This is a genomic window from Micromonospora sp. NPDC005215, from assembly GCF_040607915.1.
Lineage (GTDB): Bacteria > Actinomycetota > Actinomycetes > Mycobacteriales > Micromonosporaceae > Micromonospora.
Map to the genome: position 1 here is coordinate 1 of NZ_JBEXHQ010000053.1, position 24,307 is coordinate 24,307.

Annotated in this window: 21 protein-coding genes; 7 read left to right on the forward strand and 14 right to left on the reverse strand. The window is 70.0% G+C overall.

Features of this window, described 5'->3' with window-relative positions; all coding sequences use genetic code 11:
* On the reverse strand, positions 1–326 hold a 326-nt coding region (locus ABZU25_RS28940; RefSeq protein WP_355032522.1), incomplete at its 3' end, for a C39 family peptidase.
* Between the two features lie 931 nt (positions 327–1,257).
* Positions 1,258–3,141, reverse strand: a complete 1,884-nt coding sequence (locus tag ABZU25_RS28945) for a Xaa-Pro dipeptidyl-peptidase (protein WP_355032523.1) — start codon at positions 3,139–3,141, stop codon at positions 1,258–1,260.
* 330 nt (positions 3,142–3,471) lie between these two features.
* Between ABZU25_RS28945 and ABZU25_RS28950 the strand changes: the two genes are divergently transcribed.
* Both ABZU25_RS28950 and ABZU25_RS28955 read left to right on the forward strand, forming a co-directional pair.
* Positions 3,472–6,816: a S8 family peptidase gene (locus tag ABZU25_RS28950; protein ID WP_355032524.1), complete on the forward strand. Its 3,345-nt coding sequence runs from the start codon at positions 3,472–3,474 to the stop codon at positions 6,814–6,816.
* A gap of 142 nt (positions 6,817–6,958) precedes the next feature.
* The gene (locus ABZU25_RS28955; RefSeq protein WP_355032525.1) at positions 6,959–7,615 is read left to right on the forward strand and encodes a DUF998 domain-containing protein; all 657 of its coding nucleotides are present in this window, start codon (positions 6,959–6,961) and stop codon (positions 7,613–7,615) included.
* Between the two features lie 3 nt (positions 7,616–7,618).
* Here ABZU25_RS28955 and ABZU25_RS28960 read toward each other — a convergent pair whose 3' ends face one another.
* The 5 genes from ABZU25_RS28960 to ABZU25_RS28980 form a co-directional block, all read right to left on the reverse strand.
* Positions 7,619–8,119 carry a DUF2231 domain-containing protein gene (locus tag ABZU25_RS28960; RefSeq protein ID WP_355032526.1) on the reverse strand — a complete coding sequence of 167 codons (501 nt, stop codon included), beginning with the start codon at positions 8,117–8,119 and terminating at the stop codon, positions 7,619–7,621.
* A gap of 154 nt (positions 8,120–8,273) precedes the next feature.
* Positions 8,274–9,533: an SGNH/GDSL hydrolase family protein gene (locus tag ABZU25_RS28965; protein ID WP_355032527.1), complete on the reverse strand. Its 1,260-nt coding sequence runs from the start codon at positions 9,531–9,533 to the stop codon at positions 8,274–8,276.
* Positions 9,534–9,558: 25 nt separating this feature from the next.
* The gene (locus ABZU25_RS28970) at positions 9,559–10,308 is read right to left on the reverse strand and encodes a hypothetical protein (protein ID WP_355032528.1); all 750 of its coding nucleotides are present in this window, start codon (positions 10,306–10,308) and stop codon (positions 9,559–9,561) included.
* 42 nt (positions 10,309–10,350) lie between these two features.
* Positions 10,351–11,397: an SEC-C metal-binding domain-containing protein gene (locus ABZU25_RS28975; protein WP_355032529.1), complete on the reverse strand. Its 1,047-nt coding sequence runs from the start codon at positions 11,395–11,397 to the stop codon at positions 10,351–10,353.
* Between the two features lie 73 nt (positions 11,398–11,470).
* Positions 11,471–12,301: an NAD(P)H-binding protein gene (locus tag ABZU25_RS28980; protein WP_355032530.1), complete on the reverse strand. Its 831-nt coding sequence runs from the start codon at positions 12,299–12,301 to the stop codon at positions 11,471–11,473.
* A 103-nt stretch (positions 12,302–12,404) separates the two neighbouring features.
* On the opposite strand from ABZU25_RS28980, the gene ABZU25_RS28985 reads away from it, so the two are divergent.
* Complete coding sequence (locus ABZU25_RS28985) at positions 12,405–13,331, forward strand: AraC family transcriptional regulator (RefSeq protein WP_355032531.1); 927 nt, start codon at positions 12,405–12,407, stop codon at positions 13,329–13,331.
* 79 nt (positions 13,332–13,410) lie between these two features.
* On the forward strand, positions 13,411–15,480 hold the full coding sequence (locus ABZU25_RS28990) for a phosphocholine-specific phospholipase C (protein WP_355032532.1): 2,070 nt from the start codon (positions 13,411–13,413) through the stop codon (positions 15,478–15,480).
* 154 nt (positions 15,481–15,634) lie between these two features.
* Here ABZU25_RS28990 and ABZU25_RS28995 read toward each other — a convergent pair whose 3' ends face one another.
* The 7 genes from ABZU25_RS28995 to ABZU25_RS29025 form a co-directional block, all read right to left on the reverse strand.
* Positions 15,635–16,471 carry an aldo/keto reductase gene (locus ABZU25_RS28995; protein ID WP_355032533.1) on the reverse strand — a complete coding sequence of 279 codons (837 nt, stop codon included), beginning with the start codon at positions 16,469–16,471 and terminating at the stop codon, positions 15,635–15,637.
* 10 nt (positions 16,472–16,481) lie between these two features.
* The gene (locus ABZU25_RS29000) at positions 16,482–18,296 is read right to left on the reverse strand and encodes a glycoside hydrolase family 15 protein (protein ID WP_355032534.1); all 1,815 of its coding nucleotides are present in this window, start codon (positions 18,294–18,296) and stop codon (positions 16,482–16,484) included.
* Positions 18,297–18,327: 31 nt separating this feature from the next.
* Positions 18,328–18,804 (reverse strand): hypothetical protein, encoded by a 477-nt coding sequence (locus ABZU25_RS29005; protein WP_355032535.1) that lies wholly within the window; start codon positions 18,802–18,804, stop codon positions 18,328–18,330.
* Between the two features lie 227 nt (positions 18,805–19,031).
* Positions 19,032–20,939, reverse strand: coding sequence for a DUF2075 domain-containing protein (locus tag ABZU25_RS29010; protein ID WP_355032536.1), 1,908 nt, complete (start codon positions 20,937–20,939; stop codon positions 19,032–19,034).
* 140 nt (positions 20,940–21,079) lie between these two features.
* The gene (locus ABZU25_RS29015) at positions 21,080–21,415 is read right to left on the reverse strand and encodes a nucleotide pyrophosphohydrolase (RefSeq protein ID WP_355032537.1); all 336 of its coding nucleotides are present in this window, start codon (positions 21,413–21,415) and stop codon (positions 21,080–21,082) included.
* A 54-nt stretch (positions 21,416–21,469) separates the two neighbouring features.
* Positions 21,470–21,676: a DUF397 domain-containing protein gene (locus ABZU25_RS29020; protein ID WP_355032538.1), complete on the reverse strand. Its 207-nt coding sequence runs from the start codon at positions 21,674–21,676 to the stop codon at positions 21,470–21,472.
* On the reverse strand, positions 21,669–22,556 hold the full coding sequence (locus ABZU25_RS29025) for a helix-turn-helix transcriptional regulator (protein ID WP_355032539.1): 888 nt from the start codon (positions 22,554–22,556) through the stop codon (positions 21,669–21,671). Before ABZU25_RS29025 ends, ABZU25_RS29020 begins: the two co-directional genes overlap by 8 nt.
* Positions 22,557–22,788: 232 nt before the next feature.
* Between ABZU25_RS29025 and ABZU25_RS29030 the strand changes: the two genes are divergently transcribed.
* The 3 genes from ABZU25_RS29030 to ABZU25_RS29040 all read left to right on the forward strand — a co-directional run bounded on the left by ABZU25_RS29030 (position 22,789) and on the right by ABZU25_RS29040 (position 24,204).
* Positions 22,789–23,097, forward strand: a complete 309-nt coding sequence (locus ABZU25_RS29030; protein WP_355032540.1) for a DivIVA domain-containing protein — start codon at positions 22,789–22,791, stop codon at positions 23,095–23,097.
* A complete protein-coding gene (locus ABZU25_RS29035; RefSeq protein WP_355032541.1) occupies positions 23,094–23,345 on the forward strand; it encodes a hypothetical protein in 252 nt (83 codons plus the stop codon). Before ABZU25_RS29030 ends, ABZU25_RS29035 begins: the two co-directional genes overlap by 4 nt.
* A 442-nt stretch (positions 23,346–23,787) precedes the next feature.
* On the forward strand, positions 23,788–24,204 hold the full coding sequence (locus tag ABZU25_RS29040; RefSeq protein WP_355032542.1) for a DUF2267 domain-containing protein: 417 nt from the start codon (positions 23,788–23,790) through the stop codon (positions 24,202–24,204).
* Positions 24,205–24,307: the final 103 nt, after the last annotated feature.

A 24,307-nucleotide genomic window follows, 5' to 3' on the forward strand; every position in this document is an offset into this window, starting at 1 on the left:
AGCACCGGGGTGATGTCGTTGATCGAGTTCGTGCCGGCCTCGGTGGTGCCCATCTCCTTGGCCATGTCATCGACGTTGATGTTCTTACCCTGCACGCTCAGGGCGTTACGGGTCGCGGCGGGGCCGCAGTAGTAGAAGTTCGGCTGCGCCTCGTAGCGCACACCCAACTCCCGCTCACCATGACCCTTGCGGTCGGACTGGGTCTGCGAGGTCGGCTTCGCCTCCGACGCGGCGTACGCGGCGGTGACGGGTCCGGCGATGGCACCACCGGTGAACGCGAGCCCAGCAGCGGTCAGAGCGGTCTTACGGATCAGATCGGTACGCATGATGGCGTGCTCCTCTGCATCGGGGGAAACGCACACAGCACTCAACAAGGGGGGTGCGTGGCCATGCGGGGAAGTTCGAGGGGATCAGCCCGGCGGCCCTGCGGGGTCCTGCTCGGGGTGTCCCGGAGGGTGGTGCAACGGTCCGGGGCAGCGAATCATTCCGCCAGCGTTTCTTCCGAACCGGGCCGGCCGGTGATGTAACCGCGGCGACCCGGCGGGTGTTCCCAGGGGGCCGACGGCCACGGGGTGGTGACCGCGGTGACCTGGGGGTTGCCGCACGCCACGACCCGAGGTCGCGGCGGCATGCCAGGTATAACGACCCCGCCCCACCCACGATTCCGCGACCGGGGTAACCCCGACCACGGGACACGGGATGCGAAACCGGACACCCACCCCACCCGAAACCCGTGAACCGGACAGCACGCCCAGCAACCCACACCGAACACGATCCAAGATCTGAGCAACATCAGGGATAGTGCTGCCTCAGATCGCAGCGAGGCAGCACTTTCCCTGATGTTGCGCGGATCTTGGGACCGGGGTGGCGATACCGGACGCCGCCACCGGCACACCCCGGCTGACACAACCCCCACGATCGCGCTCGATCCAGGAACCAGGTCCCTCACCGTGCGGACGAGACCACTACAACCAGGATCGAACACGATCATGCAGGGAGGCTGCCTGTCGCCGCGACCGGCGACGAGTGCCCAGCGGCGACGAGTGCCCAGCGGCGACGAGTGCCCAGCGGCGACGAGTGCCCAGCGGCGACGAGTGCCCAGCGGTGCGGGCGTGCGGGTGTGCGGGTGTGCGGGTGTGCGGGTGTGCGGATGTGCGAGTGCCCAGCGGTGCGGTGTGCGGGGCGTACAGGTGCTCAGTCGCGCGGGTGGGGCAGCCCGAACGCGTCGGGCTGCCCCACCTGGATGCGGGGACGGGATCAGAACCCGAGGACGCCCCGCCCGCCGACCACCGGCAGCCGCAGTTCGCTGTCGTTCGGCGCTACCCGCAGCTCGGTGCCGCCCAACGGCAGGAGGGTGTACTCCTGGTCGCTGGAGAACACGACCACGCCGATCCGGTGCCCGGCCGGGAAGATGTAGTCCTTCGGCTCCAGGGTCCACCGGTAGTCGGCCAACGTGCCCTGCCGCACCGGCGACGTGCGGGCGGCGCTCTTGCGGTTCTGCGGGTCCATCCAGCCCCGGGTCACCACTGTCGGCGCGGCGGTCGACCCGGTCGGGCCGTAGTCGACCAGGTACGCGGTGAGGTTGGCGTCCGGCTTGTTGTCGATCGCCATCCGCAGCCGCATCTCCGGGCGTCCGGAGATGCGGACGTTCTGGGTCAGCGCGGGGGAGCGGTAGGCGAGCCGGTTCGCGCTCGCCGTGTCGGGGTTGGCGACCAGGGTGTCCGGGTGGATGGTCCGGCCCTCGTCGACGAAGCTCTGCTCGATTTTCGCCTTCGGCGGCTTGCCCGTGGTGAGCGCGCCCGGGGCGGTGGCGTCGGTGGCGGCGAACCGCAGGCCGACCGCGCGTGCGGCCGGGTCGGGCCAGTTGGCGTACGTGGTGTAGGCGCGGTCCTCGCGCTGGAGCACCGCGGTCGGCTCGTCCATGATGCCGTTGCGCACGTTCCACAGCCAGAAGTCGAACCAGCGGTTCTCGGTCTGCTTGTAGGTCCACGTCTGGCCGCTCGGCAGGGTCACCGACGCGCTGTTGCCCGGGCCACCGTGCCCGCCCTGGTGCAGCCAGATCTTGCGCGGTACGTCGCGCTTGGCGAGCTGGTCCCACCAGCCGGCGAAGTGCTCGGTCTTCACGTTCCAGTCGTTGAGGCCGTGCACCACGAAGACGCTGGCCTTGACGTTGCCGGCGTCGAGGTAGTCGCGGTCCCGCCAGAACGCCGAGTAGTCGCCGGTGACCCGGTCCTGCTCCGCGGTGATCGTCGCCAGCTCGTCGGCGCAGGGTCCCTCGGCCCGGGCCTGCCCGGCGGTGTACTGGGCCAGGATGTCGAGGTCCTCACCCTGGTACGTACCGGGCGCGACGACCAGACCGTTGGCCCGGTAGTAGTCGTACCAGCTGCTGATCGCGGAGACCGGCACGATGGTCTTGAGTCCCTTGACCCCGGTGGTGGCCACCTGGTTGGGCAGCGTCCCGTTGTAGGAGACGCCGGTCATGCCGACCGCCCCGGTGGTCCAGCCGGCGGTGATCGGGGCGCCGTTCGCGTCGTACCCCTTCGCCCGGCCGTTGAGCCAGTCGATGACCGCCTTGGTGCCGAGCGTCTCGGCCTGGTCGCCGCTGGTGGGGCAGCCGTCCGAGTCGCCGGTGCCGACGCTCTGACCGAGCACCACCGCGTACCCGCGGGGCACGTAGTAGTCGTCCAGCGAGCCGGGCAGGTTGGCCTTGGCCTGGGCCCGCTGGACGCCGGCGTCGAGCGCCCGCCGCCCGGAGTGGTCGGTCAGACCGTTCTGCGGCAGGTCGTCGACAAGCACGCTCGGGTACGGCACGTCACCCCAGGTGCCCTTGCGGTACGGGCTGTGCTCGAAGATGACAGGCACCTTGAAGCCCTGCGTGGCGGTCTCCCGGGGGCGGGAGATGTCGATCGCCACCCGGTCGAGCCGACCGTCGTGATCGGTGTCGACCGGGGTCTGGACGAACACCCGCTCCTCGATCGCGTCGGCGAGCGAGAACACCGGTTGGGTCATGCCGTCGCTGACCACGATGCCGGTGGGCGTGGTGGTCGTGGGCGGGGCCGCAGTCGCGGTGGGGGCTGCGGTCAGGACCAGGGCGCCGGACACACCGACGCTCAGTAGGGCCAGATGGCGGGGTCGACGCATGCGCGTCTCCCTTCGGTTGGGCTGGTCGCCGGGTGTCGGCAGGGGCCTATCTCGAAGATCCATTCGTGGCCATGCTAGGTCCGGGCTCGGGTCCCGTCGATCCCTTCGGAGCCAGATGTGCCATCTATCCACGATGTGCCTATCTGGAAGAGGTGGGCGGCAATCGAAACGTCATCGAACCGCGGCCCGCTGTGACACGCTGCGGAAATCCGGGCCTCACCAGCGGAAAAACCTGTCGTCGAACACCTCCGAAGATCACGTACTCGTGCATATGATCTTGCGGGAAGTCGCCCGAAGAGGCGCTTTCGTCCACATAAGACGAGGAGCAGCATGCTCAGGACAACACGGTGGCTGTTGGCCGTCGCCGTCACGGCCACGACGCTGACCGCCCTACCGGGCGGCACTGCCACAGCGGGACCCAGCGGCATCGGCCTGACCGGCCCACCCGCAACCTCGATCGACGGCAGGACGCACACCGTCACCCTGCTGACCGGGGACGTGGTGACCGTACGCAGCACCGGTTCCGGATGCCCGCACGCCACCGTCCGGCCGGCCGACGAGAACGCGGTGCTCCGCCAGACCTGTGGCCCCGACGGCCACCTGCACGTCATCCCCGCCCGCGTCGCGTCCCAGATCGGCTCGGTCCTCGACCCCGACCTCTTCGACGTCACCACGCTGATCGCCGACGGGTACGACGACGAGAACTCCGCGGAGCTGCCGCTCATCGTGCAACCCGCCACCGCGTCCGCCCGGGTCGCCGCGCTCGGTGACGTACTGCCGCTGCCCAGCATCGGCGCGGTGGCCGGCCGCGTACCCAAGAAGAGCCCGGCCACCGCGAAGCTGGCGACCAACTCGCTGCTCGCCGGCGCGAAGAAGGTCTGGCTCGACCGCAAGGTGCGCGCGACCGCGCTGACCGGCGGTGGACAGCGGCGGGACCTCGACCGCAACCTGGGACAGATCGCCGCACCCGAGGCCTGGAAATCCGGCTACACCGGCACCGGCGTCCGGGTCGCGGTGCTCGACACCGGCGCCGACTTCACCCACCCGGACCTGGTCGGCCGGGTCGCCGACCGGTCCGACTTCACCGCCGAGGGCGGTGACGCCGTCGACCACAACGGCCACGGTACGCACGTCGCGTCGACCATCGCGGGCACCGGCGCGGCCGCGCACGGCCAGCGTCGCGGCGTGGCGCCGGACGCCAAGCTGGTCATCGGCAAGGTCCTCGACGACCACGGCTCGGGCGAGGACTCCGGGATCATCGCGGGCATGGAGTGGGCCGCCTCCCGGGCCGACGTCATCAACATGAGCCTCGGCGGCAGCGACCCCGACGACGGCAACGACCCGCTGTCGCTGGCCGTCGACGGTCTGAGCAGGCAGACCGGCGTGCTGTTCGTCATCGCCGCCGGCAACAGTGGCGGAGCCATCTCCTCGCCCGGCTCCGCCGCCAGCGCGCTGACCGTCGGCGCGGTCGACCGGAACGACAAGCTCGCCGACTTCTCCAGCCGCGGGCCGCTGGTCACCAGCAACGTGGCCAAGCCGGAGCTGGTCGCGCCCGGCGTCGACATCGTCGCCGCGCGGGCCGCCGGCACCAACCTGCAGGACCCGATCGACGAGCACTACGAGGCGATCAGCGGCACCTCGATGGCCAGCCCGCACGTCGCGGGCGCCGCCGCGCTGCTCGCCCAGCGGCACCCGGACTGGACTGGCGCGCAGCTCAAGGCCGCGCTCGTCGGCGCCGCCGACCCGCTGACCGGCGTCGACGCGTACGCCGTCGGTGCCGGCCGGCTCAACGCGGCCAGCGCCCTCGGCGGCCCCACCAGCAACCAGCCGGTGGTCAACCTCGGCACCTTCGCGTACCCGCAGTCCGGGACCAGCGAGGCGAAGCTGAGCTGGACCGGTGAGTCGGCGGCTGTCCTCGACCTCGACGTGTCGATCGTCAACCACGACGGTCAGCCGGTGCCGCGGGGCGCGGCGTCGCTGTCGACGAACCGGCTGACGCTCAGGCGCGGCGCAACCGCCGGGGCGACAGTGCGGGTCAACCGCGCGGCGCTGGCCGCCCGGCCGGGCTTCTACCTGGCCACCGTCACCGCCAGCACCGCCGGCCGCAAGCTTGTCGCGACGACGCCGGTGAGCTTCTACGTCGAACAGCCCAGCTATGACCTGACGATCCACACGAAGCCGTTGTCCGGGCTGAAGGACGGCGCGGAGAGCTGGATCAACCTCGCGATCACCAACCTCACCGACCCGGTGATCTACTATGGCGGGGCGGGCGGTACGCCCGGAGACGACTTCACGCTGCGGGTACCGGCCGGCCGGTACTCGGTGCTCGGCTCCTCCGTCGCCTACTACGTCGACAGCGACGTGCTGGAGACGACGCTTGTCGGCGAGACCGACCTGAACGTCACAGGCAACCGGAGCGTGACGCTCGACCCGGCGCGCGCCAAGCCGCTGACGGCCACTGTCGACGGAGTCGCCACCAAGGCCACCAAGATTGATTTCACCAACGTCCAGACCGCGGTGAACGGTCTGTCCTGGTGGAACCAGATCAGCGGGTACGGGATCGCTACTGCCGTCCGCACCTCCGCACTGCCGAAGCCCGGTGTCGGATCGCTGCGCAGCTGGGCCGCCGTCAACCTCGACTCACCGGCCGGCACGGCCAAGCCGTACCGCTACAACCTCGTCCACGAGTACCCGCACGGCGTTCCGGCCGATCCCGCGTACCGGGTGAACGCGGCCGAGCAGGCGAAACTCGCCCGGATCGAGGAGCGGTTCCACCAGACCGACTCGGAGGGGATGGTCACCCAGCTGATCCGCAGCGGCTTCACGCCGGACGGGGTGTGGGTGACGGAGACCCACGAGGGGAACCTGCCGCCGTACCGCACCGACTACCTGTCGCCCGGCTACCTCTGGGCCGACGAGGGCGTCTACGGTGGCCTGTCGGCCCAGGAGGCGCCGCGCAGCTACCAGCCGGGCAGCCGGCAGGCCAAGGTCTGGGCGCGGCAGCCGCTGCACTCCGGCTGGTACGACGACCCGGCCGGCGCCGACTACAGCTGCGCCACCGCGCCGTCGCGCACCCGGGGCAACCTGCACATCGACCTGGTAACCCTCACCGACCAGCACCAGCGGGCCGACTGCCTGCAGGGCGACTCGATCGGCGTGAACCGCAAGCTGTCGTTGTACCGCGACGGCAAGCTGGTCGACGAGCGGAACCGGCCACTCGCCGACTTCACAGTGCCGCAGCAGATGGCGGACTACCGACTGAACCTCGACGTCGACACGAGCCTGATCCTGCCGATCTCGACCACTGTCAACACCTCCTGGACGTTCCGGTCCGCCGGGCCGGACGGAACGGGGAGCGTGCCGTTGCCGCTGCTCGCTGTGGACTACGCGCTGCCGATGGACACCACCAACCACGTCACCGGCGCGACTGCCGAGTTGGCCATCCGGCAGGCGCACGGAGTCAAGGCGCAGAAGGTGACGTCGTTCCAGGCGTGGACCTCGACGGATGACGGCGCCACCTGGACGTCGGCCCGGGTCACCGCAGGCGGCGACAGTTACCGGGTCGCCCTGCCGAAGGCCGCCGCCGGGCAGGCCGTCTCGCTGCGGGTGAAGGCCACCGCGAACGGTGGTAGCGGCATCGACCAGACCATCATCCGGGCGTACAACGCCGGCTGACGGTCACCCCGCTGGTGCGGCCCGAACCCTCCGACCGGGCCGCACCAGCACCCCGCCAGATTCGCAGCCGGGCAGTGTCGATCCGGGCTCGCCTCGTTCGTCGTGACGGGTAGAACGTGACGCCGACCCGAGAGGTACGCCCATGACGTCCCGGACGACCGTCCCCGAGACCCACCTCCCTCGAACCCGGCTCCTGCTGGGTTGCGGCACGCTGGCCGGCGTTCTCTTTCCCGCCCTGTCGTTCGGGCAGGCGTTCACCCGATCCGGGTTCGACCTGCGCCGGCACGCGGTGAGCGCACTCACCCTCGGTGACCTCGGCTGGCTGCAGTTCATCGCGTTCGCGGGCACCGGCGTGCTGGCCGTCGCCTTCGCGGTGGGCCTGTGGCGGGCACTGCGTCCGGGTCGGGCCGGGACGGTGGTGCCGGTGCTGGTCGGCGTCTACGGGGTGGCGATGGTCGGCGGCGCGGTCTTCGTCCCCGATCCGGCGCTCGGCTGGCCACCCGGTGCCCCGAGCGGGCTGCCCGAGCAGGCCAGCACGGGCAGCATCCTGCACACGGTGTGCGGCGCGGCCGCGTTCCTGTCGCTCATCGCGGCCGGACTGCTGATCGCCCGACGCTTCGCCGGCCAGGGCCGCCGGGGATGGGCGCTCTACAGCGCTGCCAGCGGTGCCGTCGCGTTCGTGCTCACCGCCCTGCCGTGGAGCGAGGAGAGTGCGAGCATCCGCTTTGCCGTCGGAGCGGTGCTCATCTCCGGCTGGCTCGTCGCGGTGTCCTGGCGGGTACGCGACGAGGTGGCCTGAGGGTCACTGCCCCTCCCAGACCGCCTTCGCGCCGGAGTCGCCGGTGCGGATCACGTAGTACACGACGATGCCGGCGGCCACCACCGACAGCACCTGCAACGCCACGGTCAGGACTCGACCCGGCCGCCCGTCGTCGGTGGCGCTCGCCTCGGCGGCCCTCGGCGGGACGAACCGGACCAGTGCCAGCGCCACGATCGCCAACCCGAGGGCCGCCCAGAACGTGATGTCGCCGAACTCCTGGTGCGCCTCGATCTTCGGGGTGAACTCGGGGGTGACCCGGTTGGCGGCACGCATCCGCTCGAAGAAGGCGTCCCCGGACAGCTTCGCCAGCAGGGCGGCGACCGGCGCTCCCACGGCGAGCAGCCCCAGCACCCAACGGGTGTGCGGCCGGATGGGCGCGACGAACGCGTAGCCGACTGTCAGGAGGGCCAGCAGCGGGACGAACACGACAGCGGCGTGCAGCACCAGAGGGTGGGCGGGAAGGCCCATGAACTCCTCGAACATCGACGGTCTCCTCCGGTGGCGTCTGGCGGACGTTCATCGTCCAGCGATGGACGTTATCGGTCCCGCCGGGGCATGTCAGCCCCCGAGATCACCAGCAGCGCCCCGCCCGGCCCGCCACGGCGACGACCGGCCGGGGCCGGGGACGTCAGATCGTTCAGCGGTCGCAGCCCAGCACGGCCAGGTCGACGGCATCGGCCATCGCCTGCATGCCCCTGTCGTTCGGGTGGAGATGATCACTGCTGTCGAAGAACGGCAGGAGCGTCCGCGGGTCGTCCGGACTGCGGGTGATCTCGTCGAAGTCGACAACGGCGTCGAACACGCCGCTGTGCCGGATCCAGTCGTTCACGCCCTGGCGCACTGCCTCACCGGCGTCGTCGTACTCGGGCCAGCCCTGGTAGGCCATGACCGTGGCGCCGACGACGCACCTGCCCGCCGCGTGCGCCCGGTCGACCAACTGCCGGTAACCGGCGGTCAGGTCGTCCACTGTGACGCCGGTGTGGGCCTTGATGTCGTTGATGCCCATGTGGACGAACACCGTGTCGACCCCGGGATGGGAGAGCACGTCGCGATCGAACCGGCCCAGTGCGGCCGGTCCGGCGCCGCCGGCGAGCACCTTGTTGCCGGAGATGCCCTCGTTTGCCACTCCCCGCACCGTGCTGCCGGGCGCGGCCCGGAGTCGCCGGGACAGGTGGTCGGGCCACCGCCGGTTGGTGTCCGTGCTGGAGGCGAACCCGTCGGTGATGGAGTCGCCAAGGACGACCACCGAGCTGATCGCCGTGGACGTCAGCACGCTGACGGCGTCCAACCAGTACCAGGAGTTCAGCGTCTCGGTCCAGTTGGTCGCCGCCTCCTCGGCGGCGTGATCACCCGCGGTGGCGTACGACGTCTGCAGGGCCAGGAGGTGGCCGCTGCGCATGCCCAGCGCGCCGGTGACGCGGAGGCTGACGACGAGGTTGCTCTCGGGGGCCAGCTCGCCGGGCAGCGGGTCGCTCAGGATCATCTCGCCCGCCGGAACGGTGACCGAGGCCTGCCCGCCGAACGTCAGCGCCCGGTTGCTGCCCTGAACCAGCTCCGCACCCTGGCGCTGCAACCCCGCGTAGGCGCTGGCGAAGGTGACCGGGTGCTCGCCGAACGCATTGGTCAGCCGGATCCGCAGGGCATCCCCACCGACGCTGGTCCGGACGACGAGCCGGTAGCTGCGCTCGGCGGGCCCGGCGCCCTGCCGCTCGGCACTGGCGGCCCAGGTGACAGCGAAGTGCTGCGTGTCGCGACCCGCAGCCGGAGCCGGGGCCTGCCGCGCCGGAGCCGGGTCGTGCCGCTCCCGCGCCAGGTGCACACCCAGGGGTACGCAGAGTGCCGTCAGCAGCGCCGCGACGGTGGACGCCGCCACGCGACGGGCCGACCCGGACCGCATCAGCGGGCTCCCGGGGAGGCGAGGCTCACCGAAGCCCCTTACCGAAGTTGCTGCTCAGGGCGACCCGCGCGGCGCACGACAGCTCACCCGGGGCCAACTGGGTGTGCGCCGGCCGCCACAGCTCCGCACCGTTGCCGGTGACGCGGGCCAGGAGGCAGTCGTACTGCGCGGCCCGCAGGGCGACGCCGACCCTGCCGTCCTGTGCGGTCACCTCCGTCACGATGGCAGGGTCCAGCTTCAGGTCGTCGAGCGCCGCGCGAACCGCGGCCTCGTCCGGGCCGACGGCCTGTAGAGCGCTCTTCAGCCGGTCGTCGACTCCGTCGAGCGACGGGTCCTCGGCAACCTGGAGGGGATCGTCGGGCGGGCACTCGATGTCGTCGTCGCGGCGGTCGTCGCGCGGGCCGAGCCGGAGGCGGAAGCAGATCGCCTCGTCACGTTCGTCGATCGTCGAACCGTCCGCGCCGATCTCCACCCCGTGCCCCGTCACCCGCAGCACCAACGTCACGCCGGTCTGCCAGTGCGTCTCACCGGTGACCGTGAGAACCGCGACGTCGGGGTCCTGGCTGGCGGAGTGGACGTACTTGTCCGCCTGGTAGAGGTGGTCGGCCTCGAATCTGGACTGGACCCGGTCGACCTTCTGCGCGGCGTCGGTCACGGCACTGTCGTGAGTCGGGTCGTCCTGGCGGTGGACGTAGTGCCACAGACCGGCACCGACAAGCGCCACCACCAGCAGCGCGACCCCGCCGAGAATCCCCCGCCGTTTCCCCTTCAGCACAGACGGGATTATGTCGCAGCCGGGACGACGCCGATGCCCCCGCTACCGCGAGCGCGGCAGGCAGTCCTTCTTGTACTTGAGGCCCGAGCCGCACCAGCAGGCGTCGTTGCGCTCCGGGGGCCAGGGGATCCGCGCGCTGGGTCGTGCCTGCACCTCGGCCGCGTACCCCGCCCGGACCGCCGTGTCGGTCGGGTCGCCGTCACGTCGACCGGCGAACGCGTGCAGCCCGTCCACTGTGGCGCGGAACACGCCCAGCCCGGCCTGACCGGCACCCCTCAGCCGGACCAGCTCCTTCTCCAGCCGGCCCCGATGCGCGTCCCAGTCCGGCCCGTACACCTCGCTCAGCGTCGCGTGCTCGGCCAGCAGCCGATCGAACTCGGACCGTGGCCAGAAGAGCAGATCCGATCCGGCGTCCCGGCGCTCGCCGGCCCGGCGCACCAGCTGGGTTTCCAGCCGGTCCGCCAGGTCGTCCTGCCGATCGTGTGGCAGGTTCAGATTCCGGCGTACCCGGTGTCGCTGTTGCAGGAGGAAGAAGAGGACACCGGGCGCGTCCGGCGGACCGAGATCCGCCACCGGGTCGGTCGCGGTGATCGCCTGCGCGGATTTCCCGGCCGCGGTCGCGCGGTCGGCCAGCAGGGTGTCGGCCGCCTCGCTCAGCCACGTCTCGGCGGTCGCCGAACGACCACCGGCGTCCAGCGCGGCACTCACGTAGGCGGGGGCGTCGGGTTGCACGAGCAGCAACGGGCGCAGCGCTGTCAACTCCGCCATCGCCTCGTCGTCGCGACCCCCCGCCCGGAACAGGGCCCGGGACCGCAGCGCCCGGGCGAACCCGGCGCGCGGGTCGTCCCCGGACGGGTACGCGGCCAGGGCCTGCTCCGCGTACCGCAGGGCTGCCTCGGGTCGCGCCCGGATCTCGGCGATCTCGGCGGCCAGGGTCAGGGCGTCCCCGGCGTCGTCCGGATCCTCCAGCCGGCCCTGCTCCGCCGCCTCGGCGACGTCGGCGGCGACACCGAGCGGGTCGGCCGTCCCGAGCGCCGAGCGGCGCAGTTCGGCGAGGTCAGCCTTGGTGAGTACGTCTCTCGTCGGCACGTTCCCACGGTACGTCGGGGTGCTCACGATATGCGGGCAGATCACCTGTTACGCCGCTCGTGCGCTCCCGGAGCTACGCCCAGGCCCCGGCCGCCGCGGCCCGGGCGGCGTAGCTGTCGAAGTCGATCGGGTCGCGTCCGAGAACCCGACGCACCCCGTCGGCCGGCTCGGCGAGGTGGCCCGCCCGCATCCCGGCGAACAGGATGTTCAGCGCCGTGGCCGCCTCCTCCGGATAGCCCTCGGCCAGCAGTTCGGCCTGGTACTGCTCCGGAGTGAGTTCCACGTAGCGCATCGAACGGCCGGACGCCGTGGCGATCGTCGCCACCGCTGCCGCGAAGGTGAGCCCGCGCGGACCGGACAGGTCGTACACCTGTTCGTGGTGACCGGGTGCCGTCAGGAGCGTCGCGGCCACGTCGGCGATGTCCTGGGCGTCGACGAACGGCTCCGGGGTGTCGTCCATCGGCAGCGCCAGCCGACCGTCGAGCAGTGGTTGACGAAACAGGTCCTCGCTGAAGTTCTGACTGAAGTTGTTCGGCCTGATGATCGTCCACTGGACGCCGGACTTCCGTACCGCCTCCTCGGCGGCGACCATGCCCGGGGAGAAGCCGCCGACCTGGTCGATCCCGCGCCCGGACAACGCCACGAAACGACCGACGCCCGAGTCGACCGCCCGCGCCACGAAGTCGGCGGCCAGCGCGGGGTCCTCCGGTGCCAGCAGATAGACCGCCGAGACTCCCTCCACCGCCGGTCCCCAGGTGGCCTGCCGCGACCAGTCGAACCGCACCTCACCGGAGCGGGAGGCGGCCCGGACCTGCTGACCCGCCGCCCGCAGCGTCCGGACCAGCCGCCGTCCGGTCTTTCCGGTCCCGGCCAGCACGAGTATCGAACCTGCGTCTGTCGTCATGACCACAAGTCAACCGATCCGGTCGCGGACGGTACATGTGCCGTCGTACGCCGCGCATGTCCGATCGTCCGGGCACTGTCGTCGGCGATCTATCGTCGATGTCATGGACCCGTTCGACAGTCTGCTGCGGGGCGTGCACGCCGACGGCGCGGCCTTCGGCCGGTCGGTGCTGACGCCGCCGCGGGCGCTGCGGTTCGTCGACGGCGCCCCGCTGACGCTCTGCGTCCCCATGCGCGGCGAGGGGTGGATCTCCCATCCCGAGAGCGACAAGCCCCGCCTGGTCCGGGTCGGGGAGGCCGCCACCGTGCGCGGCCCAGCGCCGTTCGTCTTCTCCGCCGAGCCACGGTCGAGCTTCGCGCCCGGGGAACTGCGGGACGTTCGGCGTGGCCACACCGGCCCGGCCGACCCGGCGGGCACTGACCACACCGACCACCTCGTGCTGCTGGTCGGGGTGTACCACGTTCGGAATCTGGTGCCCCAGCGGCTGCTGGGCGCGCTGCCGCCGGTGCTGGTCGTACCGGACGACCACGACTGCGCCGCGCTACGCGACTACCTGGACGCGCAGCTCGACGCGGGTCGGCCCGGCCGGCAGGTCGTGCTGGACCGCCTCCTGGACTGGCTGTTGGTGTGCACGGTGCGGGACTGGTTCGACCAGCCGGACACCGAGGCTCCCGGCTGGTACCGCGCGTTGAGCGACGACACGGTCGGGCCCGTGCTGCGCGCCATGCACGACGCGCCGGGCCGGCGGTGGACCCTGGCCAGCCTGGCCACTCGGGCCGGAGTCTCCCGATCCACACTGGCCAAACGGTTCACCTCGTTGGTCGGCGAACCACCGCTCACCTACCTGACCGACTGGCGCATGACCCTGGCCGCCGACATGCTGGCCGGATCCACGGCGACCGTCGCCGCCGTGGCACGACACCTCGGGTACGCGGACGCCTTCGGCTTCAGCGCCGCCTTCAAACGGGTGCACGGGATGAGCCCGAGCGCGGCCCGCAGCCGGTCGTCGAGTGGTCGCAAAACCAACTAATCACCGTCATCTGCCGTCAACCCGCCGTCGGTAGCGTCCGGTCGCCAGTTTCTCGACCAGGTCGCACAAAGGCGGAGTTATGGGCACGGTAGATCGACGTACCTTCCTCAAGGCGATGGGCGTTCCTGCGATCGGCGCGGCGCTCCCGCTGGACCTCAGCAAGGCACTCGCCATCCCGGCGAACAATCGGACCGGCTCGATCAAGGACGTCGAGCACGTCATCATCCTGATGCAGGAGAACCGCTCCTTCGACCACTACTTCGGCACCATGCGCGGCGTACGCGGCTTCGGTGATCCGCATCCGGCCACCCTGCCGTCCGGCAAGGACGTGTGGCACCAGCCCAACGGGGCCGGCGAGCTGCTGCCGTTCCGCCCCGAGGTGCAGGACCTCGGCCAGACCTTCCTGCCGGACCCGCCGCACGGCTGGAACGACGGGCACGCCGCCTGGAACGACGGCCGGTTCGACAGGTGGGTGCCGAACAAGGGCGTCACGGCGATGACCTACCACACCCGCCAGGACCTGCCCTACCACTACGCGCTCGCCGACGCGTTCACCGTCTGCGACAGCTACCACTGCTCGCTGATGGGCCCGACCGACCCGAACCGCTACCACATGTGGAGCGGCTGGGTCGGCAACGACGGCAGGGGCGGCGGCCCGGTCATCACCAACGCGGAGGCCGGCTACGACTGGTCGACCTACCCGGAGCGGCTGGAGCGCAACGGCATCTCCTGGAAGATCTACCAGGACGTCGGCACCGGCCTCAACGCCGCCGGCTCCTGGGGGTGGACGAACGACCCGTACATCGGCAACTACGGCGACAACTCGCTGCTCTACTTCCACAAGTACCAGAACGCGCAGCCAGGAACGCCACTGGCCGACAAGGCGAAGACCGGCACGGAGATCAGGACCCAGGGCCGCGACCCGGAGGCGCTGCTTGCCGACTTCCGCGCCGACGTCGAGGCGGGACGCCTGCCGGAGGTCTCCTGGATCACCGCGCCCGAGGCGTACAGCGAGCACCCGAACTGGGAACCGGCGTACGGCTCCTGGTACATCTCGCAGGTCATCGACATCCTCGCGGCGAACCCCGAGGTGTGGAGCAAGATGGCGCTCTTCATCACGTACGACGAGGAGGGCGGCTTCTTCGACCACGTGGTCCCGCCGACGCCCCCGCAGACCCGCGCGCACGGGCAGTCGACAGTGCCGACCACCAACGAGATCTTCCCGGGCGATGCCGAGCACCCGGCCGGGCCGTACGGCCTCGGTATCCGGGTGCCCATGGTCATCGTCTCGCCGTGGACGCGCGGCGGTTACGTCAACTCGCAGGTCTTCGACCACACCTCACTGATCAAGTTCCTGGAGGCGCGGTTCGGGCACGGCCGTCCGGACCTGATCGAGAAGAACATCACCCCGTGGCGACGGGCCGTCGTCGGCGACCTGACCACGGCGTTCGACTTCCGGCACCCGAACCGCTCGCGCGAGGTCAGGCTGCCCGACACCGACGACTTCAAGCCCGAGGAGCTGGTCCGGCACCCCGACGAGGTGCCGGTCCCGCCGGCGGACCAGCGGCTGCCACAGCAGGAGCACGGTGTACGCCCGGCGCGGCCGATCCCGTACACCCTGCACGCCGACGCCCGGGTCGACGGCGACGCGCTCCGGATCGATTTCCGCAACTCCGGTGGGGTTGCCGCGGTCTTCCAGGTCCGCCAGGCCAGCAGCGCGGACGCCCCGCGCAGCTTCACTGTCGAGCCGGGCAAGCACCTCACGGACACCTGGCAGGTCGAGTCCTCCTACGACCTGTCGGTGCACGGCCCGAACGGGTTCTTCCGCCGGTTCGCGGGCGGCCGGTCCCACCTCGACGTCACCCCGTCGTACGACGAGCGCGATTACCGGGTCGCCCTCACGTTCAAGAACCGTGGGTCGAAGCGGGTTGAGGTGACCGTCCGGGACGGGTACAACGCTCGTCCGGTCAAGCTGTCGCTGCGCCCTGGTGGCACCGAGCGCGCGACGTGGGCGCTCGCCCGCACCCACGGCTGGTACGACCTGACGGCCTCCGTCGCCGGTGACGGCGACTTCGCGTACCGCTGCGCGGGTCATGTCGAGAACGGCAAGGACAGCATCAGCGACCCGGCCCTCGGCGGGCTCGTGTAGGTGCCCGGGCCGGCGTGCCGATGACGGTCGGCGGTCGGCGGCGGACGTGGTGGTGAGCGTTATGACTCAGCGGTATATTTATACCTCAGAGTCATAACGCTCAGCACGGCATCCGCCTGCCCGGCCCTACCGTTCCGCCGCGGCCCGGGGTTCGTCAGAACTCCTCGTACACCGCCGGGTCCTGGTCCGCGAGCCGCCCGTCCGGGCGGCCCAGCGCGGTGATGGCCTCGACCTGCGCGTCGGTGAGCTTGATGCCGAAGACGTCCAGGTTCTCGGTCTGCCGTTGCGGGGAGGCGGCCTTGGGCAGCGGGATCACCTGCCGGGCCACGTGCCAGGCGAGGATCGTCTGCGCCGGGCTGATGCCGTGCACGGTCGCGATCTCCACGACGACGGGATGCTGCTGGAGGTCGTTGCCGTGGCCGAGCGGGCTCCAACCCTGCACCAGGATGCCGTGCTCAAGGTGGTAGTCGAGCGCTTCCTGCTGCGGGAAGTACGGGTGCACCTCGATCTGGTTGACCACCGGGGTCACCCCGGTCTCGGCCACCAGCCGCTCGATGTGCTCCGGCAGGAAGTTGGAGAGACCGATGTGCCGCACCAGCCCGCGCTCGTGCGCCTCGATCAACGCCCGCCACGCCTGCACGTACAGGTCGACCTTGGGGTTCGGCCAGTGGATCAGGTACAGGTCGATCCGGTCGAGGCCGGTGCGGAAGACGCTCTCCTCGATGGTGGTCAGCGCCTCGTCGTAGCGGTGGTGCCGCCCCGGCAGCTTCGAGGTGACGATCAACTCGTCCCGCATGTCGCCGGCCGAACGGGCGGCCCGGCCAACGGCGCCCTCGTTCTCGTAGTTGACCGCCGAGTCGATCAACCGGTAACCCGTCCGGATCGCCTGACCGATCGCGTCGACGCCCGCCGAGCCGTTCAGTCGGTACGTGCCGAGTCCGATCGCCGGCAGGGCGGTGCCGTCGGCGGCCGTCAGGTGCGGAATCGTCATGATCGGAACCCTACCGGTGCGGGGCGTCTCGGATGGCGAGTGCGGCTTGGATGAGCGCGGCGTGGGTCAGCGTCTGGGGGTAGTTGCCGAGGTGCGCACCCGTCGCGGGGTTCATTTCTTCGGCGTAGAGGCCGAGTGGGCTGGCGTGGTCAACCATGGCCTGGAACAGCTCGACGGCCTCGCGGCGACGCCCGGTGCGGGCAAGGCTCTGAACGAGCCAGAACGAGCAGGGCAGGAACGCGCCCTCGGTGCCGGGGAGGCCGTCACGTCCGGGCGGGTAGCGGTAGAGCAGTGGACCGCCGGCGGACAGCCTGTCCCGGATGGCGTCGATGGTGCCCTGCACCCGGGGTGACTCGGCCCGGTCCATCTCCAGCAGCGGCAGGACGAGCAGGGCCGCGTCGAGATCCCGGGAGCCGTAGCTGCGGACGTAGCTGGCCGCCGTCGGGTCGAAGCCGCGCGTTCGGACGTCGGCGGCGATGGCATCTCGGGCCTTCCGCCAGCGTCGACGTTGACGGTCCGGCAGGGAGTGCGTGTCGGCGATGGCCAGGGCGCGATCCAGGGCGAGCCAGCCCATGAGCTTGGAATGGACGTGTTGGGCGGGCTCCCGTACCTCCCAGATACCGGCATCAGGCTCCTGCCAACAACCGGCGACCACGTCGGCGAAACCGCGCACCGCCCGCCACGTCTCGGCGTAGAGGAGGTGTCCGGCCTGAGCGAACGCCCAGGCGGCGTCGATCACCCAGCCGTAGCCGTCGAGCTGGTGTTGACCGGCGGCACCGTTGCCCATCCGTACCGGAAGGCTGTCGAGGTAGCCGGGCCAACCGGGTAGTTCTCGTTCCGCTGGTACGTGCCTGCCATACAGGGTGAGCAGCGCCGGCAGGCGTGGCCGTTGCAACCGGCTGGCATGCAACAGCCACGCGAGGAAACCGCGGGCCTCGTCGGTCTTGCCGACGCTGAGGAAGGCGCTGACGCCGATGCTGGCGTCACGGGGCCAGACATAGCGGTAGTCCCAGTTACGTCCCCCGCCGGGATCCTCGGGCAATGACGTGGTGGGTGCGGCCACCGGCGCTCCCGAGGGCGAGTAGGTCAGCAGCCGCAGGGTGAGCAGGCTTCGTGTGACGTGTTCCCGGAACGGCAGCCGCTCGTCGATCTCCCCGGTCCACGCCCGCCAGCGGGCCTCGTCCTCAATGAGCAGTTCCCAGGCGGCCGTCGGCTCGACGTGGATCACCGGTTCGCGGTGGGCCACGGCCAGTACGAGGGTGACCGGACGACCCGGCCGGACCGTGATTGAGGTGGGCCGACCCGGTTCGATCCTGAACGTGGGCGTGCTGTCCAGCGCCACCGCGAGCGCCCCCCACTCACACACCAGGCCCTGGCGCCGGTGCTGCGCGCGGGGCCGGCGGTGCCGTTCGCCAAGGCGGGGATCGAACTCCACCACCGCGTCGACCGCTGCCTGCTCGGCCGACAGCCGTCGCACGATCAGCGTCGTGGGCAACAGGCGACCGCTGACCTCGGCCACCATCGCCTCCGTGAGGCGGAGTCGGCCGCTGCCCACCGCCCAGGTGGTCTCCAGGGTGGCGGTGTGCTGCCGGTACCGTCGATCGACGACAGTGGCCGGCCGGGCCGGGCCGACCCGGAACGTTCCGGCGTCCGGGCCCCCGACCAGCCGGCCGAACAGAGGGTCGCCGTCGAAGCGGGGCACGCAGAGCCAGTCCATCCCGCCGTCACTCGCGACCAGCGCGGCGGTGCGCGTGTCGCCCAGCAGCCCGTAGTCGCTGATCGGTGGCAAGGGCCGCGGACGCATCGTGTCAGGCCCACCAGTCATGGAGATCGCTCCTCGACGAGCCGCGCTGGAGTCACCTGGCTTGGAGGAGCAGCCCGAGAAAGACTCCGTAGACGACGTGGACGACAGCCGTGACCAGCGGGGTCTGGATGCCGTAGTTGACGGCGAACAGCCCGGGCGGCTCCAACACCGCCGTGCTGGCCGGCCCCGCCCGTTGCGAGGCCATCCGCGGGTGGACACCAGGAAGCAGCGGCAGAATCACCGTCAGCGCGATCCCGACGTGCACAATCCCGAACAGCGCCCCGATCCACCAGGTGGCGCTGTGCAACAGCGCGAAGGCGGCCGCGTAACCGAGGGCGAAACCCTGACCGGCGCAGAGGTGGAGGAAGAACCCGACGACGCGGGCCCGATCGGGATCCTCGCTGACGAAGGCCCCGAGCACCAGGGGAAGGTCGAGCCGAGTGAGGCCGGCCAGTTGAGCGGTGATCATCGCCGCGGTGAGCGCCGCGGTGGCAACCAACCCGAACAACGCCCATCCGGCCCAGTCCATCTCAGCAGTCGTCGGCGTCGCGGGCGTACTCGGTCATCGGTCCACCCTCCGGCTGAACAGCGTGAATTCCACGGCCCGGACCGGACCCCGCCTACCGGATGCCCGATTTCTCACCATAGGCCACCGGAGTCGTCGCGCTGACCTGCTCGCCCAGACGTCCCTTGACCAGTTGGCACCGGATCGCGAGCGTTTTTCGCACGTGTCGTGCTGCCGAGCCCAACCCGTCGTCAGCCGAGATCGTCTCCGACGGCCGTCTCGTAGACCGTCTCGACCGGCCGAATCACCTTGACCACCGAGGCGAGGTACTCCCGTGTCTCGTGATCGGTCGAGTAGACGATCGTGCCCTTCATCCCACGCGTGAGCAGGACCTTGTAGGTGTTGCGAATGAGCAGATCCGCTTGGGCGTCGCTGACCGACCTGCGACTGCGGAACGCTGGATCCTTCGACTCATCGCGTCGGGTCACCAGATGGCCGTCCCTGGCAACCAGGTCCGGCCCGATGATGACGCCAGACCAGTCGTATTCGAAGCCCTGCGCGGTGTAGACGCAGCCCACCTGGCCGAAACCGTTCGGGTCGGTCGCCCAGAACGCGCTGCCTGGTGCATCGCCGACGCTGCGGTCGCTCTTGACGTTCCAGGGTCGCGACCAGCCGCCGAGCAGCACGTCCGGTACCAGGCTGTCGTCCGGACGCGGATCACTCCACGGCCAGCAGTACCCGGCGGACATTCTGGCGTTGACGCCGGACGCCTGTTTGTTGGCGAGGAAGGCTTCCATCTCCTCCGGCGACTCGGCGAGGCGCAGGTCGACCCTCCCGTCGCCGGTCCAGACCGACGGCTCACCGCCGTCGAGACCGAGTAGGTCGACGACCCATCGCTCGTACGTCTCGCTGCCCCCGCAGCGGAACTGGCTGTGCAGCGACACGACCTCGATCTCAAGGTCGAGCTGCCTCGCGTACGACGAGATGACCTCGACACTGCCCAGCTCGCCCGGCTTCACCACCTGGTGCTCATCGAGCAGGAACACCGGCACCCTGGCCGCGGCGATAAGTTCGTCGATCTGCGGACGAGCCTTCTCCCGCTTAGCTTTCGGCGTGAACCGGTTGACGGAGGTTTCCCGGATGCGGTGGGCCTCGTCGCAGATCAGAACGTCCAGTCCATTGCGATCGGCGGACATGAAGCTGTTGAAGTATCCAAAGAGATTCTTCAGCCGGGTCGACCCCTTACCGGCGTACCGACGCAATGTCTGGGTGAACGACCGTGAGCCCGTCGCGTGCATGACGGAGCGGTTCTGGCGCGCCAACTCACCGAGCACCGACAGCGCGATCACGCTCTTGCCACTGCCCGGTCCACCCGAGACGACCACGACCGACTTGCGATCCGCCGATCGCGCCCGCTCAACGGCGTGCAGCACCAACTCGTACGCCACGAGCTGTTCGTCCAGCAGCGTGAAGTGCGAACGGTCCTTCAGTTCCTGCGCGGCGTACCGCAACAGGTGGCGGCTGGGTTGTACGGAACTGGAAAGGAAGCGGTCCGCCGCCCCAGCACCTGACGTCGGTGCCAGGTGAGTGCGGAGATAGTCGAGGAACTGGCCACGCCGCTGCTTCGTGAAGATCCGGCTCTGCTCGGTCGCTCTGCGATTGAACAGGTCACTGATGTCGCGGTCGGTCGCGTTGTGCAGGTACGCCACCCCACGCACCGGGTCGTGATGCCCGGCGAGGATGCCGAGGAAGTCGGTCAGGTACTCGCAGTACTGTTCAACCTGAACGCCGGGATGGAGCCGAGGGCCGCGCGCGTGCTCCACGGCCACCAGGGTGTCGGAGCCCTCGTAGGACTCGGCGTAGGACCACTGCTTCAGTTCCACGACCACGTAGGAGTCGTCGGTGGTCGTCGGGTCCACGCCAGCGAGAACCACATCGACCCGCTTGCTTGTCAGCGGCAACTGATACTCGACAAGCATCTCGACCTGGCCGAGGCCCGCGTCGGCGAGATCCTGCCCCAGTACCTCAAGGCTCCGCGACCAGGCGCGGCGTTCCGCCGGACTCACGTTGCGACCGATCTGCTCCACGATCCGGTCTTCGAGCATGCCGCCGCCAGCCAAGCGCAGCAGACCAACGGCGGACGTACGGAATGCTGACAACACTTGCCCCCGGGCAGCACGAAATGATCGTGCGCATGGGGGGCGTGTCCGGCAGTCGCCGGAAGCCCGTCGTGACGCGCTCCTACGTGATGGACTCTAGCGAAGAGATCAACTCAGCGCCATGCTGACGCTACCTCCCGCTATCGCTTCGCCGCCGACCCGCGAGCCTGGTCGACCGGGTAGCGACGAGCCACCTCCTCGAGTTTGGTCGAGGCCGCCTCGACCAGGTCGATGTCGAGGACATCGGCGAGCCGGGTCAGATAGATCATCACGTCGCCGATCTCGGCCTTGACCCGGTCACCGGCCTCTCGGTCGGACATGACGGCCGCGGCCTGCTCAGGTGTGAGCCACTGGAACTCGGCGATCAGTTCACCGACCTCGCCGGCGAGGGCCATGGCCAGGTTCTTGGGCGTGTGGAACTGCTGCCAGTCCCGCTCCTCCGCGAACGCCCGCACGCGGCCCTTCAGATCGTCCATGGCGTGCAGCATCGCAGACGACACGTCGCGTCGACGGCCGCGCGGGGGTCCGGCTCATCGGTTGCTGAGACCCGCAGACGTCACAGCGCCCGTAAACCGGAGCCAGGAGCGACGTCCGAACCGAAGAGTCGGCCCCTCGGCGTCCTTGGAGTCGCGGACGGCGACTACCTCAGCGAGGTTCGTGGCGACCTCGACGCAGTCGCCGCCGTTGTCGCCGCTGCGGGTGCTCTTGCGCCACACGGCGCCGCTCAGGTCAGTCATGCCGCATCTCCCCAGCGATCCGCTTGATCATGTCAGTCGATTCTGCCTCGCCGAGGGCTAGCGCATCCAGCCCTCGCCAGACGCGCTCGTAGGCGGCCAACTCGTCGGGCTTGTCGAGGTACAGGGCACCGGTCAACGACTCGCTGTAGACCACGGACGGTTCCGGCGCGGCACGGCCTCCCTTGGTCGCCGGAAAGTCGAGGATCACGAAAGACCCCGCGACCGCACCGGGCTGTGGACCGACCGCCAGCGGCAGCACCCTGACACTGACGTTCGGCAGCTCGGACTGCTTGGTCAGGTGATTGAGCTGCGCGATCATGATCGACGGGCCACCAACGGCCCGGCGGAGCACCGCTTCGGACAGCACAGCCTCCAACCTGGGGGCAGTCGGCAACCGCCGGAAGAGCAACGCCTGTCGTTGAAGCCGGACCTGGACCGCGCGCTCACGTTCATCCTCGCTCAGCATCCCGCCGAGCCGGTAGAGCGCGTGGGCGTACCCCTTGGTCTGCAGAATTCCAGGGATGAGGGACTCGTCGTAACGACGGAGGCGGGAGGCGGCGGATTCCAGCCCCACGTACAGCTCGAACCAGTTCGGCACCGCATCGCCGTACGCGTGCCACCAGCCCTTCGACTTCGTCTCCGCAGCCAGCCCGCGCATCGCCTCGGTCATTTCGGGCGACACCCCGTACAACTCGCACATCGCCTTGACGTCGAGGACCCGGACTGAGCCCTGGCCGCATTCGAGGCGCCAGATCTTCTGCCGGCTGTATTCGAGGGCTTCGGCGGCGGCGTCGAGCGTCACCCCGGCCTCGTTGCGGAACTGCCGCAGCAGTCGGCCAAGTTGCCGGCGCGGCACTGTCGATCCGATGTCATCGGGCATCCGCACACTCCCTGGTTCCAGGACGCAACGCTGCGTGACCTGCTCCTGCAACTCCTACGGGTTTCAACAAAGAAAGTCAATGCACAACAGCGAAACTGCGGTTTAGAACGTTGCGTTTCCACTGCGGACTGTCGCAGGCTGATCACAGCACGGCGGCCGGCCGGTCCCCCCGAACGGTCGCCGTGCTTCCCCGAACACCCCTCGCCCCTCCGCGCTAGGAAGGCAGGCCGACATGGACACGAACGCCAGAAACCAGCGACCAGGGACGGCGAGTAGTGGTGCGACCTACCGCTCCGCGGCGTACACCAGTCTGCTGCCGTGGCAGGTGCGTGAGCGCCGATTCGTGCCGACCGGGCTCGGACGTCGCGGTCTGAACCCCGACGACGTGTACGCCTTCCTCGACCGGGTCGCCATCGACATGGCCGCCGTCTACGCCGCGCTTGCCGAGAGCCGCCGCGAGACCGCCCGGATCAAGGCCGGGCTGCGCCGCTGGCAGACCGACCAGGCCCGTGCCCGCAACGAGCGGGACCAGGCCCGATGAGCCAGCGGTACGTCATCCACCTGCCCGTCGTCGCCACCGACCTACCTGCGGCGCAACGTCTGGCCCGGGTCATCGGTCGTTGGATGCTGGTGCTGCCGATGGCGGACCCGGGGGAGACCACCGTCTCCGAGGAGGATCAACAGTTCCTGCGCCACCGGGTGTTCTGCGACCTGCGGCTGCCTGGCGGCCGGCGCTGCCTCCTGCGCGACGGCCACGACGGCCACTGTTCTCGTCGCTTACGCCGATGACGCGGACGATGCCGGCGAGGAACCGTCGTGGACACGCCTTCGGCGAACACTCGGCGAGGTGACAGCCGCCCTGTACCAGAGCCGGCAGGCGTGGCGAAACCACCACTCCTGACTCGCCCGATCGGGATGAGGCACGGTCACCCCCGGTTCCGACAGGCTGACGAGGCACCAGGGCGCTCTGCGACAACCAGTTGGGGATCACGGGCGAGCTCAAGGAGCGGGAACGCCAGGGAATCCTTCCTCCGCCGCCGGGAACCCAGGGGCCAGCGAGTTCGAACACGTCGTGACGCCCATCAGGCGACATCGACCCGAACAGCGTCGAGCGCCGGCCTTGACCCTTACGCGTGGGCAAGACGCACCGAACCCCGAAACACGGCGCATTGAGGTCAGGGGTGCACCTAACCGACGGTTCGACGGCGATCGGGCCGGAGAGGAGAATCAGGTGGAATACGAGGATTTCATCAACGAAGTGGCCACGCGGGCGAAGGTGTCGACTGATCAGGCGGCGACGCTCACCAGCGCCACGCTGGAGACATTGGCGGATCGGATCAGCGCCGGCCAGGCCGAGGATCTTGCCTACCAGCTTCCCGACGGGCTGGACGATCACCTGCGCAAAGCGCCACCGCATAGAAGGCAGGAACATGCCCAGTCGTTCGGGCTCGACGAGTTCGTGCGCCGGGTGGCGGACCACCCGGCCGTCGACCGTGCGCTCGCCGGTGCCGGGGTCCGCGCGGTGCTCACCACGTTGCGTGAGGCTGTTTCCCGTGACGAGTTCGACGACGCGGTGGCCCAGCTCCCGAAGGAGTTCCGGCAGGTGATCGAACCGGTGGGTACCGGTAGCCGGCGGCGTCCCGGGTAGCACGCTCAGGCGGCAGCGCAGCCGTCGTACGGGCGGGGCCCTCTTCACCGGTCGGTTGACCGCTAGGCTGGCTCTCCACGGTCTCCCCACCTGGAGAAACCCC